General features: G+C 63.2%; 12 protein-coding genes and 1 tRNA gene. 9 read left to right on the top strand and 4 right to left on the bottom strand.

Annotated elements, in window-relative coordinates:
- The first annotated feature begins 37 nt into the window (after window positions 1-37).
- Entirely contained in the window at window positions 38-922 is an 885-nt protein-coding gene (locus tag FW796_RS05355; protein ID WP_346633805.1) for a helix-turn-helix domain-containing protein, read from the top strand.
- A gap of 74 nt (window positions 923-996) precedes the next feature.
- Here FW796_RS05355 and FW796_RS05350 read toward each other — a convergent pair whose 3' ends face one another.
- The 3 genes from FW796_RS05350 to FW796_RS05340 all read right to left on the bottom strand — a co-directional run bounded on the left by FW796_RS05350 (window position 997) and on the right by FW796_RS05340 (window position 3407).
- Window positions 997-2214, bottom strand: coding sequence for an MFS transporter (locus FW796_RS05350; RefSeq protein ID WP_346633804.1), 1218 nt, complete (start codon window positions 2212-2214; stop codon window positions 997-999).
- An 87-nt stretch (window positions 2215-2301) separates the two neighbouring features.
- Entirely contained in the window at window positions 2302-3210 is a 909-nt protein-coding gene (locus tag FW796_RS05345; RefSeq protein ID WP_446439118.1) for a LysR substrate-binding domain-containing protein, read from the bottom strand.
- Window positions 3183-3407 carry a hypothetical protein gene (locus FW796_RS05340; RefSeq protein WP_446439117.1) on the bottom strand — a complete coding sequence of 75 codons (225 nt, stop codon included), beginning with the start codon at window positions 3405-3407 and terminating at the stop codon, window positions 3183-3185. The genes FW796_RS05345 and FW796_RS05340 overlap by 28 nt, the downstream gene beginning before the upstream one ends.
- A 30-nt stretch (window positions 3408-3437) precedes the next feature.
- Between FW796_RS05340 and FW796_RS05335 the strand changes: the two genes are divergently transcribed.
- The 7 genes from FW796_RS05335 to FW796_RS05305 all read left to right on the top strand — a co-directional run bounded on the left by FW796_RS05335 (window position 3438) and on the right by FW796_RS05305 (window position 10071).
- A complete protein-coding gene (locus tag FW796_RS05335; protein ID WP_446439116.1) occupies window positions 3438-4556 on the top strand; it encodes an ABC transporter ATP-binding protein in 1119 nt (372 codons plus the stop codon).
- A 15-nt stretch (window positions 4557-4571) separates the two neighbouring features.
- On the top strand, window positions 4572-5492 hold the full coding sequence (locus FW796_RS05330) for an ABC transporter permease (RefSeq protein WP_404937650.1): 921 nt from the start codon (window positions 4572-4574) through the stop codon (window positions 5490-5492).
- Window positions 5492-6298, top strand: a complete 807-nt coding sequence (locus tag FW796_RS05325; RefSeq protein ID WP_025131815.1) for an ABC transporter permease — start codon at window positions 5492-5494, stop codon at window positions 6296-6298. Before FW796_RS05330 ends, FW796_RS05325 begins: the two co-directional genes overlap by 1 nt.
- Window positions 6299-6325: 27 nt before the next feature.
- A complete protein-coding gene (locus FW796_RS05320; protein ID WP_346633800.1) occupies window positions 6326-7360 on the top strand; it encodes an ABC transporter substrate-binding protein in 1035 nt (344 codons plus the stop codon).
- Window positions 7361-7432: 72 nt separating this feature from the next.
- Window positions 7433-8905 carry an amidase gene (locus FW796_RS05315; protein WP_446439115.1) on the top strand — a complete coding sequence of 491 codons (1473 nt, stop codon included), beginning with the start codon at window positions 7433-7435 and terminating at the stop codon, window positions 8903-8905.
- 69 nt (window positions 8906-8974) lie between these two features.
- Window positions 8975-9051 (top strand) — tRNA-Met (locus FW796_RS05310).
- Between the two features lie 180 nt (window positions 9052-9231).
- Complete coding sequence (locus tag FW796_RS05305) at window positions 9232-10071, top strand: 5'-nucleotidase, lipoprotein e(P4) family (protein WP_404937652.1); 840 nt, start codon at window positions 9232-9234, stop codon at window positions 10069-10071.
- 287 nt (window positions 10072-10358) lie between these two features.
- Here the strand turns inward: FW796_RS05305 and FW796_RS05300 are convergent, their stop codons facing one another.
- On the bottom strand, window positions 10359-11351 hold the full coding sequence (locus FW796_RS05300; RefSeq protein WP_346633795.1) for a cytochrome-c peroxidase: 993 nt from the start codon (window positions 11349-11351) through the stop codon (window positions 10359-10361).
- Between the two features lie 257 nt (window positions 11352-11608).
- Here FW796_RS05300 and ggt point away from each other — a divergent pair, with 257 nt between their 5' ends.
- Window positions 11609-13444, top strand: coding sequence for a gamma-glutamyltransferase (gene ggt, locus FW796_RS05295; protein ID WP_446439114.1), 1836 nt, complete (start codon window positions 11609-11611; stop codon window positions 13442-13444).
- Window positions 13445-13515: the final 71 nt, after the last annotated feature.

The following is a 13515-nucleotide window of genomic DNA, read 5'->3' as shown; positions in this document are numbered from 1 at the left end:
AGCATTCCTACGTCGCACATCCGCAGGGTCGCGCCCAATGAAAGCCAACCGCTCCAGCATCCCGGTGTTCAAGCTCTATGGTGAAAACCAGGCTTGGCCGACCCCGGACCTGCTGCACTGCGAATCCATCCCCAAGCGCAGTAGCCTGCACCATTGGGAAATCAAGCCGCACCGCCACGCCGACCTCTATCAACTGCTCTACGTGCAAGGCGGCCAGGCCCTGGTGGACGTCGAAGGACAGCGCGAGGAAGTGCGCGAGGCGGCGATCCAGGTGGTTCCGCCGTTGATGGTCCACGGTTTTCAGTTTTCCGAAAATATCGAGGGCTACGTACTGACCCTCGGAGCCCCGCTGGTGGCTCAGTTGGAAAGCCAGCTGGGCGCACCACTGGCGGTGCTGGCCGCTGCCGGCTGCTATCCGGTGGGCCGTGACCGGCGCAGCCTCAACAGCTTGTTCAAGACCCTGCTGGAGGAATACGAAGGCAGCGCCTCGGCACGGGACCTGTTGCTGCATTCGCTGGTCAACGTACTGCTGGTGTGGATCAGTCGTCGCCGCCAGCAGAACGTAGCGCCGAGCAATCGCAGCGAGCGCAATCAACAGCTGCTGGGGCACTTCATAAAGCTGGTGGAGCAGCACTACCAGGAGCACCCCACCGTGGAATCCCTGGCCCACCGCATCGGCCTGTCCAGCGTGCACCTCAATACCCTGTGCCGGGAACTGGCCGGACAGACCGCACTGCAGATCCTCCACCAACGCCTGATGCTGGAGGCCAAGCGCAGTTTGATCTACACCAACATCAGCATCAGCCAGCTCTCGGACAACCTCGGCTTCAGCGACCCCACCTACTTCTCCCGCTTCTTCAAGCGCCTCAGCGGCCAATCGCCCAACACTTTCCGCCAGGGCGCCGGCTCACAGGACGGCTAAAGCACTCCGAAATGCAAAACGCCCGAGGCCAAAGCCTCGGGCGTTTTTGCATCAACCACTCACACAGGCGGCTTTCAGGCTTTCCTGGTGCGCGGCAGGAAAATGGCCAGCACCCCGAACAACGGCAGGAACGAGCACAGGTAGTACACGTATTCGATACCATGGATGTCCGCCAGGTGCCCCAGCAGCGCCGCGCCGATCCCGCCAAAACCGAACATCAGGCCGAAGAATACCCCGGCGATCATGCCGACATTGCCCGGCACCAGTTCCTGGGCGTAGACCACGATAGCGGAGAACGCCGAGGCCAGGATAAAGCCGATCACCACGCTGAGGACGCTGGTCCAGAACAGGTCGACATGGGGCAGCAACAGGGTGAACGGCGCCACCCCGAGGATCGAGAACCAGATCACTGCCTTGCGCCCGATCTTGTCGCCAATCGGCCCGCCGAAGAAAGTCCCCGCCGCCACAGCTCCCAAGAACAGGAACAGATGCAATTGCGAGCTGGCCACCGACAGGTCGAATTTCTCGATCAGGTAGAAGGTGAAGTAGCTGGTGAAGCTGGCCATGTAGAAATACTTGGAGAACACCAGCAGCCCAAGGACCACCAGGGCGCTGATCACCCGGTTCCTCGACAGGCCATGGGTCGCCGCCTGGCCCTGCTTGAGTTTGTACAGGCGCAGATGGTTGGCGTACCAACGGCTGATGGCGTAGAGCACCACCAGGGCAAACAGCGCAAACAGGCCGAACCAGGCCACATTGCCCTGGCCGTAGGGAATGATGATGGCCGCGGCCAGCAAGGGGCCGAAGGCGGTGCCGGCATTGCCGCCGACCTGAAAGCTCGACTGGGCCAGGCCATAGCGCCCGCCCGAGGCCAGCCGCGCGACCCGCGAAGCCTCCGGATGGAAGGTCGAGGAGCCAATGCCGATCAATGCAGCCGCCAGCAGGATCAAGGGAAAGCTGCCGACCTGAGACATCATCATGATGCCGATCAGGGTGCAGATCATTCCCGCCGGCAGCAGGAACGGCAGGGGCCGCCGATCGGTGTAAAAACCCACCCAGGGCTGCAGCAGGGAGGCGGTAAGCTGGAACGTCAGGGTAATCAGGCCGACCTGGGTGAAGGTCAGGCCGTAGTTGTCCTTGAGCATCGGGTAGATCGCCGGCAACACCGCCTGGATCAGGTCGTTGATCAAGTGCGCCAGGGCCACCGCGCCAATGATGCGCAGGACCAGTGGGCTGCTTTGCGAAGCGGGAGATGCTGTCGCTGCGACGCTCGGGGAGTTGCTGCTAGCCATAGAATTTTCCGTACAACGGGTGGGTGCACAGGGGCAGGTGCGTCAATGTGCCATTTTTTAGTGCGCCCGCGCCATCCCATTAGCTTGCTAACGACCCACTATCCGCGCCTCGGGGAAATCCGCTTCAAGCTCGGTCTTGAGCCATTGGATGAACCACTCGACGTCCTCCGACCACTCAGTGGCCGGGGTCAGCACTCGGTAGCTTTCCAGCTTCACCTGATCCTCCAGCACCCGTACCAGCGTGCCGGCCTTGAGTTCCTCGCGCACCAGCACTTCATTGGCCAGGGCAATGCCGCCACCGCTTTCAGCCACCGACAGGGCATGATCGTTGTTCACATAGATCAGGTCGGACGTGAGGTGGATATCCAGGCCATTGGCGGCAAACCACAGGTTCCACCACTCACCGTCATCAAAATGGATCAGCTCGTGACGGGCCAGATCCGCCGGGCCCTTGATCGGCTCGATTCCGGCCAGGTAAGCCGGGGTGCAGATCGGAAACACCCGAGGGCAGATCAGACCGACCCGGGACTCGGCATATTGCCCGTCCAGGCCATAGGCGATGCCCAGGTCGGCGCTCTTGGCGTCGACTTCGGTGAAGGTGGAGTTCGGCTCGATGGCGAACTTCAAACCCGGACGCACATGCCGCAGCGCCTCCAGGCGCGGAGTCAGCCAGCGCTTGGCGAACCCCGGCACCACCATGATCCGCAACCAGCGCTCGGCGGCCTTGGGCTGCGCCTCGCGTCCGGCCTCGATGATCAGTTGCAAAGCGGCGGCGATCTTGCGGTGGTACTTCTCCCCTGCCGGCGTCAGGGTCACCCCACGGGAGGTGCGCTCGAACAACTGCACGCCAAGCCAGTCCTCCAGCAACTTCACATGACGGCCAATGGCGGGCTGGGTCACGTGCAGCGCCCTGGACGCTTCGACATAGCTGCCCAGACGCGCCGCGGCATCAAAAGCCCGCACCGCATTCAATGGCGGCAAACGCTGTTCGGCCATGGTTCTGCACGCTCTCTGCTATTAAATTTTTTAACAGCCGGTATGTTAAAATTGATGTTTCGCCCCTGCAACCCCTCACTGATAATCAGCCCCAGCAGAACAATAAAAACTCCCTGAGAAGCCTGGAAAAACAGGCTCTTCAGACACCCGAACACATCTCGATCCTGCCCAAGAAAAACAATATCCATGGCCTGCACGGCAGCTCATGGGGGAATCGGAGGTAAGGCATGAATGCTCTGCATTCGCTGCAAACACTGGCGGTGTCCATCCGCTCGGTGCGCAAGGTTTACGGCGATCCACACAGCGGCCCGGTGGCCCTGAAGAACATCGACCTGAATATCCGCGACAACGAATTTTTCACCCTCCTGGGGCCCTCCGGCTGCGGCAAGACCACCCTCTTGCGGATGATCGCCGGGTTCGAATTCCCGACCCAGGGCGAGATCCTCCTTTATGGCGAGAACATCGCCGACCGTCCGCCCTTCGAGCGTCCGGTGAACACCGTGTTCCAGCACTACGCCCTGTTCCCCCACATGACCCTGGCCGAGAACCTGGCCTTTGGCCTGGAATCCCGGCCCATGGGTCAGGTACTGAGCAAGGCGCAGATCGCCGAGCGGGTGCGCGAGATGCTGGCCCTGGTACAGATGGAACGCTTCGCCGGGCGCAAGCCCAACCAGTTGTCCGGCGGCCAGCAACAACGCATCGCCCTGGCCCGAGCCCTGGCGCCCCATCCCAAGGTGCTGTTGCTGGACGAACCGCTGTCGGCCCTGGACCTCAAGCTGCGTCAGGCCATGCGCGAAGAACTCAAGGCGATCCAGGCCAAGACCGGCATCACCTTCATCTTCGTCACCCACGACCAGGAAGAAGCCCTGACCCTCTCCGACCGTATCGCCGTGCTCTCCGAAGGCGAAGTGCAGCAAGTCGGCCGCCCGGAAGAGATCTACGAGCAGCCGCGCAATCGCTTCGTCGCCGACTTTATCGGTGAGACCAACTTTATCCAGGCCACCGTCAGCCGCATCGAAGCAGGCCTGGCCTGGTTCAGCGGCCCCGCCGGACAAGCCTTGCCGGCGCAGCCCTGCAAAGAGGTGCAAGTGGGCCAGCAAGTGACGCTGTCGGTACGCCCCGAGCGCCTGCACTTGTGCAGCGCTGCCACTGACGGCGCCTTGCCCTGCCGGATCGAAACCCAGATCTACCTGGGCACCGACCTGCAGTACCAAGTCAGTCTCGGCGACGGCACACGCCTTACGGTGCGCACGCCCAACAGCGTTGAGCACAACCAGCGCCTGGCCGTGGGCAGCAGTGCCGGGCTGATGTTCGAACGCGGCAGCGCCAGCGTCCTGCTGGATTGACCACGAGGATCCGCCATGCACGCCTCATCGATTTCCCTCCATCTGGAACGGCGCAAAGCCTTGCGCAGTGTGCTCGGGGTCAGCCCGGCGCTGATTGCCATCGGCCTGTTTCTGATCGTGCCGATCCTGATCGTCATCGGTTACTCACTGATGGAAGCCAACCCCTACGGCGGGGTGAACAAGGTTTTCAGCAGCGACGCCTACACCTCACTGCTGTTCGAACGGCAGCTGGATGACAGCCTGGCCTTCGCCGACTCCTACCTGCTGATCGCCCTGCGCTCCATCGGCATTGCCGGGCTGACCACCATCATCACCCTGCTGATCGGATTTCCGGTGGCGGTGTGGCTGGCCATGCAACCGGTGCAGCGTCGGGGCCTACTGATCTTCCTGATTACCGTGCCGTTCTGGGCCAACCTGCTGATCCGCACCTACGCCTGGATCCTGCTGCTGCGCAACACCGGGGTGATCAACAACAGCCTGATGGGCCTGGGGGTCATCCACGAGCCGTTGCAACTGCTGTACACCGACGGCGCGGTGCTGCTGGGTCTGGTCTACACCTACGCGCCCTTCGTGGTACTGCCGATCTACGCCACCCTGGAGAAAATGGACATCCGCCTGCTGGAAGCGGCCCAGGACCTCTACGCCGGACGCTGGCGCACCTTGCGCAAAGTGGTGCTGCCAATCGCCAAACCGGGGATTTTCGCCGGCGCGATCCTGACCTTCGTGCCCTGCCTGGGGGCGATGATCGCTCCGGAACTGCTGGGCGGCGGCACTCGGATGATGCTCGGCAACCTGATCTTCCGCCAGTTCAGCGACGCCCGTAACTGGCCCTTCGGCGCGGCCCTGTCCCTGGTGCTGATGGCCGCGGTGATGCTGGTGCTGACCGTCTACGCCCTGCGCGCCCAGCGCCAGAAAACCCTTCAGGAAGGTGCATGATGATCAGCCTGTTCAAACGCAACGGCCTCGGCGTCCAGGACTTTCCCGGCTTCGGCGGTTTCAGCTTCCTGTTCTACCTGTACCTCTACGCGCCGATCCTGGTGCTGGTGGTGTTCTCCTTCAACGCCAACCAGTCGGCCACGGTGTGGAGCGGCTTCAGCCTCGACTGGTACCGCGCGGCGTTCGCCAACCAGGCCCTGCGCCAGGCGGCGGGCAACAGCCTGCTGATCGCCGTGTGCGCCAGCATGGCGGCCACCGCCATCGCCACCCTGGCGGCTCTGGGCACCTCACGCGGGGCGAAGTTCAAGGGCCTGCAACTGTCCATGGGCGCCATCATGCTGCCCCTGGTGCTGCCGGAAATCGTCGTCGGTGTGGCCACCCTGGCGCTGTTCTCCACGCTGGGGCTGTCCCTGGGCTACGGCAACCTGATCATCGCCCACACGGTGTTCTGCATCCCCTTCGCCTATTTGCCGATCCGCGCCCGCCTCAACGACATGGACCTGTCCCTGGAGCATGCGGCGGCGGACCTGTACGCCGGCCCCTGGCGCACCTTCCGCAAGGTGACCCTGCCGCTGCTGATGCCGGGGATCGTCTCCGGGCTGATGCTGGCCTTCATCGTCTCCCTGGATAACTTCGTGATCTCGATGATGGTGTCCCAGGCTGGCACCACCACCCTGCCGATCTTCATCTTCGGCCTGTTGCGCATGGGCGTGACACCCGACGTCAACGCCGTGTCGACGCTGATCCTCGGCGTCTCGGTGCTGTTCGTCAGCCTCTCTTATCTGCTGAGCAAGAAACACGCTTGAACCTTCCACTGACCTTGGGGAAATGACATGAGCAAGTTGATCGCAAGCCTGGGTACCTCGTTGTTGCTGAGCCTGCCACTGGCCGTGCAGGCCGCCGAGAAACTCAACGTCGTGAGCTGGAGCGGCTACTTTTCGCCGGAAATTCTCGCCAAGTTCCAGAAGCAGACCGGTATCGAGGTCACGGTGGACTCCTACGATTCCAACGAAACCCTGCTGGCCAAGCTTAAACAGGGCGGCACCGGCTATGACGTGGCGATCCCGTCCCACCAGTTCATCCCGATCCTGATCAAGGAGCAGTTGCTGGAACGCTTCGACCCGGCCAAGCAGTCCTATTACGCCAGCGTGGTCGACAACCTGAAGCAGCCCACCTGGGACCCGGAAGGCGCCTACTCGGTGCCCTTCATCTGGGGCACCACCAGCGTGGTGCTCAACGGCGAACGCTACACAGGCCCGAGCGACAGCTACAAGGTGCTCTACGAGCCGCCGGCAGAGCTGCAAGGACGGATCAACATGTTCGACTCGGTGAGCGAAGTGATCGACATGGCCAGCCTGTACCTGAACATCCCGCTGTGCAGCGAGGACCCCAAGCAGATGCAGCAGATCCTTGGCCTGCTCAAGGCGCAGAAGCCCTTCGTCAAGACCTACAGCTCCAAGGCCGGGGCGATCCGCGAGAACCTGGCGGCCGGGGAAATCGACATGTCGATGTTCTGGGGCGGCTCGTCGATGCGTGCCCGGGAGATGAAGCCCGGCCTGAAGTACCTCTATCCGAAAGAAGGTGTGCTGGCCTGGGTGGACAACATGGTCATCCCCAAGGGCAGCAAGAATCCGGCGAACGCCAAGGCCTTCATCGCCTTCCTCAGCCAACCTGAGAACGCCGCCATGACCCAGAACTTTCTCAAGCACCAGAGCCCGATCAAGGGCGTCGAACCCTTCCTCGACGCCGGGTTGAAGGATGCCCCCGAGCTGCACATTCCCGAGGGCACCAAGGTGGTCTTCAGCCAGACCTGCGGCGAAGGCGCGATCCGCCTCGCCGACCGTCTGTGGACCAACCTGATGCGCTGAGCTGCGTCGACTTCTGTCGCCCCGGCCTGGATGCCGGGGCGTTTCTAAAGCCGTTTGAAAGGCCCTCCTGCCATGATCGCCACCCCCCCCAGCGAACTGGTCCTGCTCCAGGCCCATGAACTCGCCGAGCGTATCCGCCTGCGTCAGGTTTCCTGCCGGGAAGTGATGCAGACCTACCTTGCCCACATCGAAAGCTACAACCCCAAGGTCAATGCCCTGGTCAGCCTGCAACCGGCCGACAGCCTGCTGGCCCAGGCCGAGCAGCGCGATGCTGAACTGGCCCGTGGCGAATATCGCGGCTGGATGCACGGCCTGCCCCACGCGATCAAGGATCTGTCCCTGACTCAAGGCATCCGCACCACCCTGGGTTCGCCGCTGTACCGGGATTTCATCCCCGAGCGCGACGGCATCATGGTGGAACGAATCAAGGCCGCCGGTGCGATCCTGATCGGCAAGAGCAACACCCCGGAGTTCGGCCTCGGCTCCCAGACTTACAACCCGCTGTTCGGCGCCACCGGCTGTGCCTATGACCCGAGCAAGACCGCCGGCGGCAGCAGTGGTGGCGCCGCCGCGGCCCTGGCCTTGCACCTGGTGCCGGTGGCCGACGGCAGCGACATGATGGGCTCGCTGCGCAACCCGGCGGCCTTCAACAACATCTTCGGCTTCCGACCGTCCCAGGGCCGGGTGCCCTTCGACGACAGCAGCGATCTGTTCATCGACCAGCTCGGCTACGAAGGGCCCATGGCCCGCAGCGTGCGCGACGCGGCCCTGCTGCTGTCGGTACAGGCCGGCGGCGATGCCCGGGCGCCGCTGTCCATCGCCGAATCCGGCCAGGGCTTCGCTGCCCCACTGGAGCGCGACTTCAAAGGCACGCGCCTGGGTTGGCTGGGGGACTTCAACGGTTACCTGCCGATGGAAAAAGGAGTAATGGAGCTCTGCGAAAAGGCCTTGGGCGATTTCCGCAGCCTGGGCTGCAGCGTTGAACCGGCCAGCCCCGACTTCGCCCCCGAGCGCCTGTGGAGCAGCTGGCGCACCCTGCGCCACTGGATGGTCGCCGGGTCTCTGGGCAGCACCTATGCCGATCCACAGAAGCGCACACAGCTCAAGGACGAGGCCATATGGGAAGTGGAGAACGGACTCAAGCTCTCCGCCAGTCAGGTATTCGAAGCCTCGGTGATTCGTAGCGACTGGTACCGCGCCATCTCCCGGCTGTTCGAACGCTTCGATTACCTGCTGCTGCCCAGCGCCCAGGTCTTCCCTTTCGACAAGAACAGCCCCTGGCCGCGCAGCATCGAAGGCGTGACCATGGACACCTACCACCGCTGGATGGAGGTGGTGATTCCCGGCACCTTGTCCGGCTGCCCAGTGGCCAGCGTCCAGGCCGGCTTCAATGCCAGCGGCCTGCCCATGGGCTTGCAGATCATCGGCAAGCACCAGGCCGACTTCGCCGTCCTGCAACTGGCATACGCCTACGAACAGGGCAGCCGCTGGTTCCAGCGCTGCCCGTCGCCGCTGATTTTCGGGGGGGAAGGGATAAACGGTTGATAGCGTAGATAATTTTTTTATAAAAACGCTTGACGCATTGTCGTTCTGCGCGAATAATGCGCGCCACTTGGCTACATAGCTCAGTTGGTTAGAGCATAGCATTCATAATGCTGGGGTCCGGGGTTCAAGTCCCTGTGTAGCCACCAAGTACTAAAAACGGCTTACCGCAAGGTAGGCCGTTTTTTTATGCCTGCAGAAAAGTGCCGGAGATTACGCCGCATTGATCCACAAACGCGACACCTGCATTGAGCCCCCGCCCGGGGTGAGATAGAACACCGGGGCAGTGTTTGTGAGAGCTGCGCAATCCTCACTTCAAGGGCTCGATAATGACAATAAAAAACCACAGGACTTCAGTCGCCCCCTGGCTGTTCTCGCTCCTGGCAATCACCTGTACTCCAGCCTTCGCCGAACAGGCCCCTACCCCGCCCTCCAACCTGCTGACCGCCGCCGTCGCCTGGAAACAGACCGCCGCCGAATTCGAGGCGCTGTACTATCAGGGCTTCAACATCGCCCGCCTGCAACTGGATCGCGCCCTGCAAGAACACAAGGCCGGCGACCGGCCGCTGGCGATCATCAGCGACGTTGACGACACGGTGCTCAGCAGCAACAGCTACTGGGGCTACATGATCAATTCGGGCAAAGAGTTCTTCGATGACGAGGCCTGGGACAAGTGGGTCGCCGACAATGGCCCGGTAGCCACCCCAGGCGCTGTGGAATTCCTCAAGTACGCGCAATCCAAGGGCGTCGAGGTGTTCTACGTCACCAGCCGCGATCAAGGGGAAAAAACCTACGAATACGCCCTGGCCAACCTGCGCAAGAACCAGCTGCCCTATGCCGACGAGCAGCACCTGACGGTGTATCGCGACAGCTCCAACAAGGAACCGCGGCAGCAGGAAATCGCCAAGGAGCACAACGTGGTACTGATGCTGGGCGACAACCTCAACGACTTCAAACGCAAGTACTACGTGGCCGACGTCAAGCAACGCAACAGCCTGATGACCGAGGACAAGGAACAGTTCGGGCGCAAGTTCATCCTCTTCCCCAACCCCACCGACGGCCATTGGCTGAAGGCGATCTTCGGTGATTCCGAACCGCCGGCCACCCCGGAAAACCGCGCCAAGTTCAAGGCGGCGGCCGCGTCAACGGCCTGGCAGGACAAGCCCTGACAGGACTTGGCAGACTGTGCGCAGCGCTGGCCCGCAATGGCCAGTGTTGCGCGCGCCCTGGGACGTCATAAACCGCCAGCCCCTGTATTCAGGGACCAGTCCCCCTATTCGATGGGTTCTTGTCCCCAGCGCTGGCAACGCGCCGAAAGCTGCCGCAGCCCCGGCGACTTAGAACCCTCGCCTGGCCACACCATCGATGACCGGTTCAATTGCGCCACCGGGGACAAGCAGGGCTGACCCAGAACGTCGGGCTAAAAAAACCGCAGCAAGCCGCGGTTTTTTTTCGCTCAGTTGAACGGTTGCGGACGCGGTGTCTGCGCCGAGGATGGCGGCAGGATCGGCAGCTTGAAGTCCGGCTGATCACCGGTCAGGGTCTCGAGGAACGCCACGATCTGCTGGATCTCCTCATCGCCCAGTTTGCGCCCCAATTGCAGGCGGGCCATCACGTCCACTGCCTCTTCCAGCTTCCAGTAGGCGCCATCGTGAAAGTAGGGGTAAGTCAGCGCCACGTTGCGCAAGGTCGGAACCTTGAACAGCATGCGGTCGGCATCCTTTCCGGTCAGCCCGGCCACGCCCTGGGCCGGGTTCTGGGTGACATAGGGTTCGATCATGCCCATCTTCTGGAACGAGCCGCCGCCCACCGCCTCACCGTTGTGGCAAGCCACGCAGCCAATGGACTTGAACAGTTGATAGCCCTTGAGCGCCGTCGGGCTGATCGCCGCCTTGTCGCCCTTGAGCCAGCGGTCGAACGGCGCATTGGGCGTCACCAGAGTGTCTTCGAACGCGGCAATGGCGTTGGTGGCGTCCTCGAACTTGATCTCATCGTTGCCATACACGTGCTTGAAAGAGGCCCGGTATTGGGGAATGGAACGCAGCACGTCCACCGCCAACTCATGGGTGAAGCCCATCTCCCCCGGGTTGGTGATCGGGCCGCTGGCCTGTTCCTGGAGCGTGGCCGCACGGCCATCCCAGTACTGGGCGAAGCTCAATCCGGAGTTGAGCACGGTGGGCGAGTTGATCGGCCCCTGGTGCCAGTTGTGGCCGATGGAGGTGGGCAGGTTGTCGCTGCCGCCCATGCTCAGGTTGTGGCAGGAGTTGCAGGAAATGAAACCGGACTTGGATAACCGTGGATCGAAGAACAATTGCTTGCCCAGCTCCACCTTGTCCACATCGGTAATCTTCGCCGGCTGTATCGGCAAGATCGGTTCACTGGGGGTTTCCCCCCGTACCTCGCCCCCCAACAGCAATCCGAACACAAGTAACCACTTACAACGGTGCATGGCGTCCTCTCATCAGGCTTATGGTTTGCTGCACCATGTGCCCAACAGTCCCCAGTTACCCTGACTCAGATCAAGCGGTGATCGAGTGCGACAGTGGCTGCGACCCCGTGAACAGGGGAGATCGCCGTTTCATGTCACCTTGCCGCTTCCATGGCCAGCACGCCCCTGAACCGCGTTCGGGGTCCAACTGCCAGCGCCACTGCTGTACATTCCCCCCACGGACGACACCTCATTTCCCAGTGAACGGAGCTCAACGCGTGTTCTCGATCTTCCATCCGCGTCACCACCGGCTGGCCCGCCTCAGCCTGCTCGCCGCCGCCCTCAGCCTCAGCGCCTGCAACAACCCGCCCTCTTCCAGCGCCCTGCCCGCCGCCCCGGAGATCGCCTCGGGCTACCGCAGCGACATGCAGACCCGGCACGCCGACAAACACATGGCGGCCGCCGCCAACCCCCTGGCCGCCGAAGCCGGGCGCGAGATGCTGCGCAAAGGTGGCTCGGCCATCGACGCGGCGATTGCCATGCAAGCGGTGCTGACGCTGGTGGAACCACAGTCCTCGGGGATTGGCGGCGGCGCGATGATCGTGCTCTGGGACGGCAAGGCCGTGCGCACTTATGACGGTCGGGAAACCGCGCCGGCCGGCGCCACCGAGCAGCTCTTCCTGCAGGCGGACGGCAAGCCCATGGCCTTCCCTCAGGCGCAGATCGGTGGACGCTCGGTGGGCACCCCAGGCGTGCTGCGCGCCCTGGAAATGGCCCACCAGAAACACGGCCGCCTGCCTTGGGCACAATTGTTCGAACCGGCGATCCGCCTGGCCGAGCAAGGCTTCGCCATCTCGCCACGGCTGCACACCATGATCAGCGCCGATCCGTTCCTGGCGCGCTCGCCGGACATGGCCGCGTACTTCCTGAATGCCGACGGCACGCCAAAAGCCGTGGGCACCCTGCTGAAGAACCCGCCACTGGCCGCGGTGCTCAAGCGCATCGCCAAGGAAGGTCCGGACGCTCTGTACAAAGGCCCGGTGGCCGCAGAAATCGTCGCCAAGGTCCAGGGCCACGCCAACCCCGGCAGCCTGTCGCTCAACGACCTGCAAGGCTACCGCGCCAAGGAACGCGCACCGCTGTGCAGCGACTACAAGCGCTGGCAGGTGTGCGGCATGCCGCCGCCCTCTTCCGGCGGCGTGGCGGTGGCGCAGATTCTCGGCACCCTGCAGGCCCTGGAACAGCGCGACCCGCGCTACACCCTGGCCAACCTCAAACCGCAGAAAACCAACCTGCCCGCCGGCCTGGAGCCAGCGCCACAAGCGGTACACCTGATCGCCGAAGCCGAGCGCCTGGCCTATGCCGACCGTGGCCTGTACGTGGCCGACAGCGATTTTGTGCCAGTGCCGGTGGCCGGCCTGATCGCCCCGGACTACCTGGCCAAACGCGCCGCGCTGATTGGCGAACGCAGCATGGGCAAGGCCGAACCGGGCAAGCCCCAGGGCATCCAGGTGGCCTACGCACCGGACCGTTCGCCAATGCGCATCTCCACCTCGCAAGTGGTGGCAGTGGATGACCTGGGCGGCGCCGTATCGATGACCACCACCGTGGAGGCGGCGTTCGGCTCGCACCTGATGGTCCAGGGCTTCATGCTCAACAACCAGATGACCGACTTCTCCTTCATCCCCGAGGAAAATGGCCAGCCGGTGGCCAACCGCGTCGAACCCGGCAAGCGCCCGCGCTCGTCCATGGCGCCGACCCTGGTCTTCGACCGCGCCAGCGGTGAACTGCTGGCCAGCGTCGGCTCCCCCGGCGGCTCGCAGATCATCGAGTACGTGGCCAAGTCGCTGGTGGGCATGCTCGACTGGAACCTCGACCCGCAAACCGCCGTCGGCCTGCCCAACTTCGGCAGCCGCAATGGCCCCACCGAACTGGAGAAAGGCCAATTCAGCCCGGCGCTGAAACAGGCACTGCAAGCTCAGGGGCATGAGGTCAACGAGATCGACATGACCAGCGGCACCCAGGCCATCGTTCGCGTGCGTGATGCCCAGGGCAAGGCCTCCTGGGCCGGCGGCGCCGATCCACGGCGTGAAGGGGAAGCGCTGGGGGATTGAGAGTAATCGGATGAACCCGAGGGCTGGCCGTGAGGCTGGCCCTTTTTTGTGGGCGGGAAACAACGACGCTG

This window comes from Pseudomonas sp. 910_21 (assembly GCF_052850735.1).
Note: the sequence above shows the minus strand (reverse complement) of the source record. Positions and strands in the feature narration are given on the sequence as shown.

Excerpts from the sequence above, each read along its gene's own strand:
- FW796_RS05355 (WP_346633805.1), top strand. The coding sequence starts at position 38 with ATGAAAGCCAACCGCTCCAGCATCCCGGTGTTCAAGCTCTATGGTGAA.
- FW796_RS05350 (WP_346633804.1), bottom strand. The coding sequence starts at position 2,214 with ATGGCTAGCAGCAACTCCCCGAGCGTCGCAGCGACAGCATCTCCCGCT.
- FW796_RS05345 (WP_446439118.1), bottom strand. The coding sequence starts at position 3,210 with ATGGCCGAACAGCGTTTGCCGCCATTGAATGCGGTGCGGGCTTTTGAT.
- FW796_RS05335 (WP_446439116.1), top strand. The coding sequence starts at position 3,438 with ATGAATGCTCTGCATTCGCTGCAAACACTGGCGGTGTCCATCCGCTCG.
- FW796_RS05330 (WP_404937650.1), top strand. The coding sequence starts at position 4,572 with ATGCACGCCTCATCGATTTCCCTCCATCTGGAACGGCGCAAAGCCTTG.
- FW796_RS05325 (WP_025131815.1), top strand. The coding sequence starts at position 5,492 with ATGATCAGCCTGTTCAAACGCAACGGCCTCGGCGTCCAGGACTTTCCC.
- FW796_RS05320 (WP_346633800.1), top strand. The coding sequence starts at position 6,326 with ATGAGCAAGTTGATCGCAAGCCTGGGTACCTCGTTGTTGCTGAGCCTG.
- FW796_RS05315 (WP_446439115.1), top strand. The coding sequence starts at position 7,433 with ATGATCGCCACCCCCCCCAGCGAACTGGTCCTGCTCCAGGCCCATGAA.
- FW796_RS05305 (WP_404937652.1), top strand. The coding sequence starts at position 9,232 with ATGACAATAAAAAACCACAGGACTTCAGTCGCCCCCTGGCTGTTCTCG.
- FW796_RS05300 (WP_346633795.1), bottom strand. The coding sequence starts at position 11,351 with ATGCACCGTTGTAAGTGGTTACTTGTGTTCGGATTGCTGTTGGGGGGC.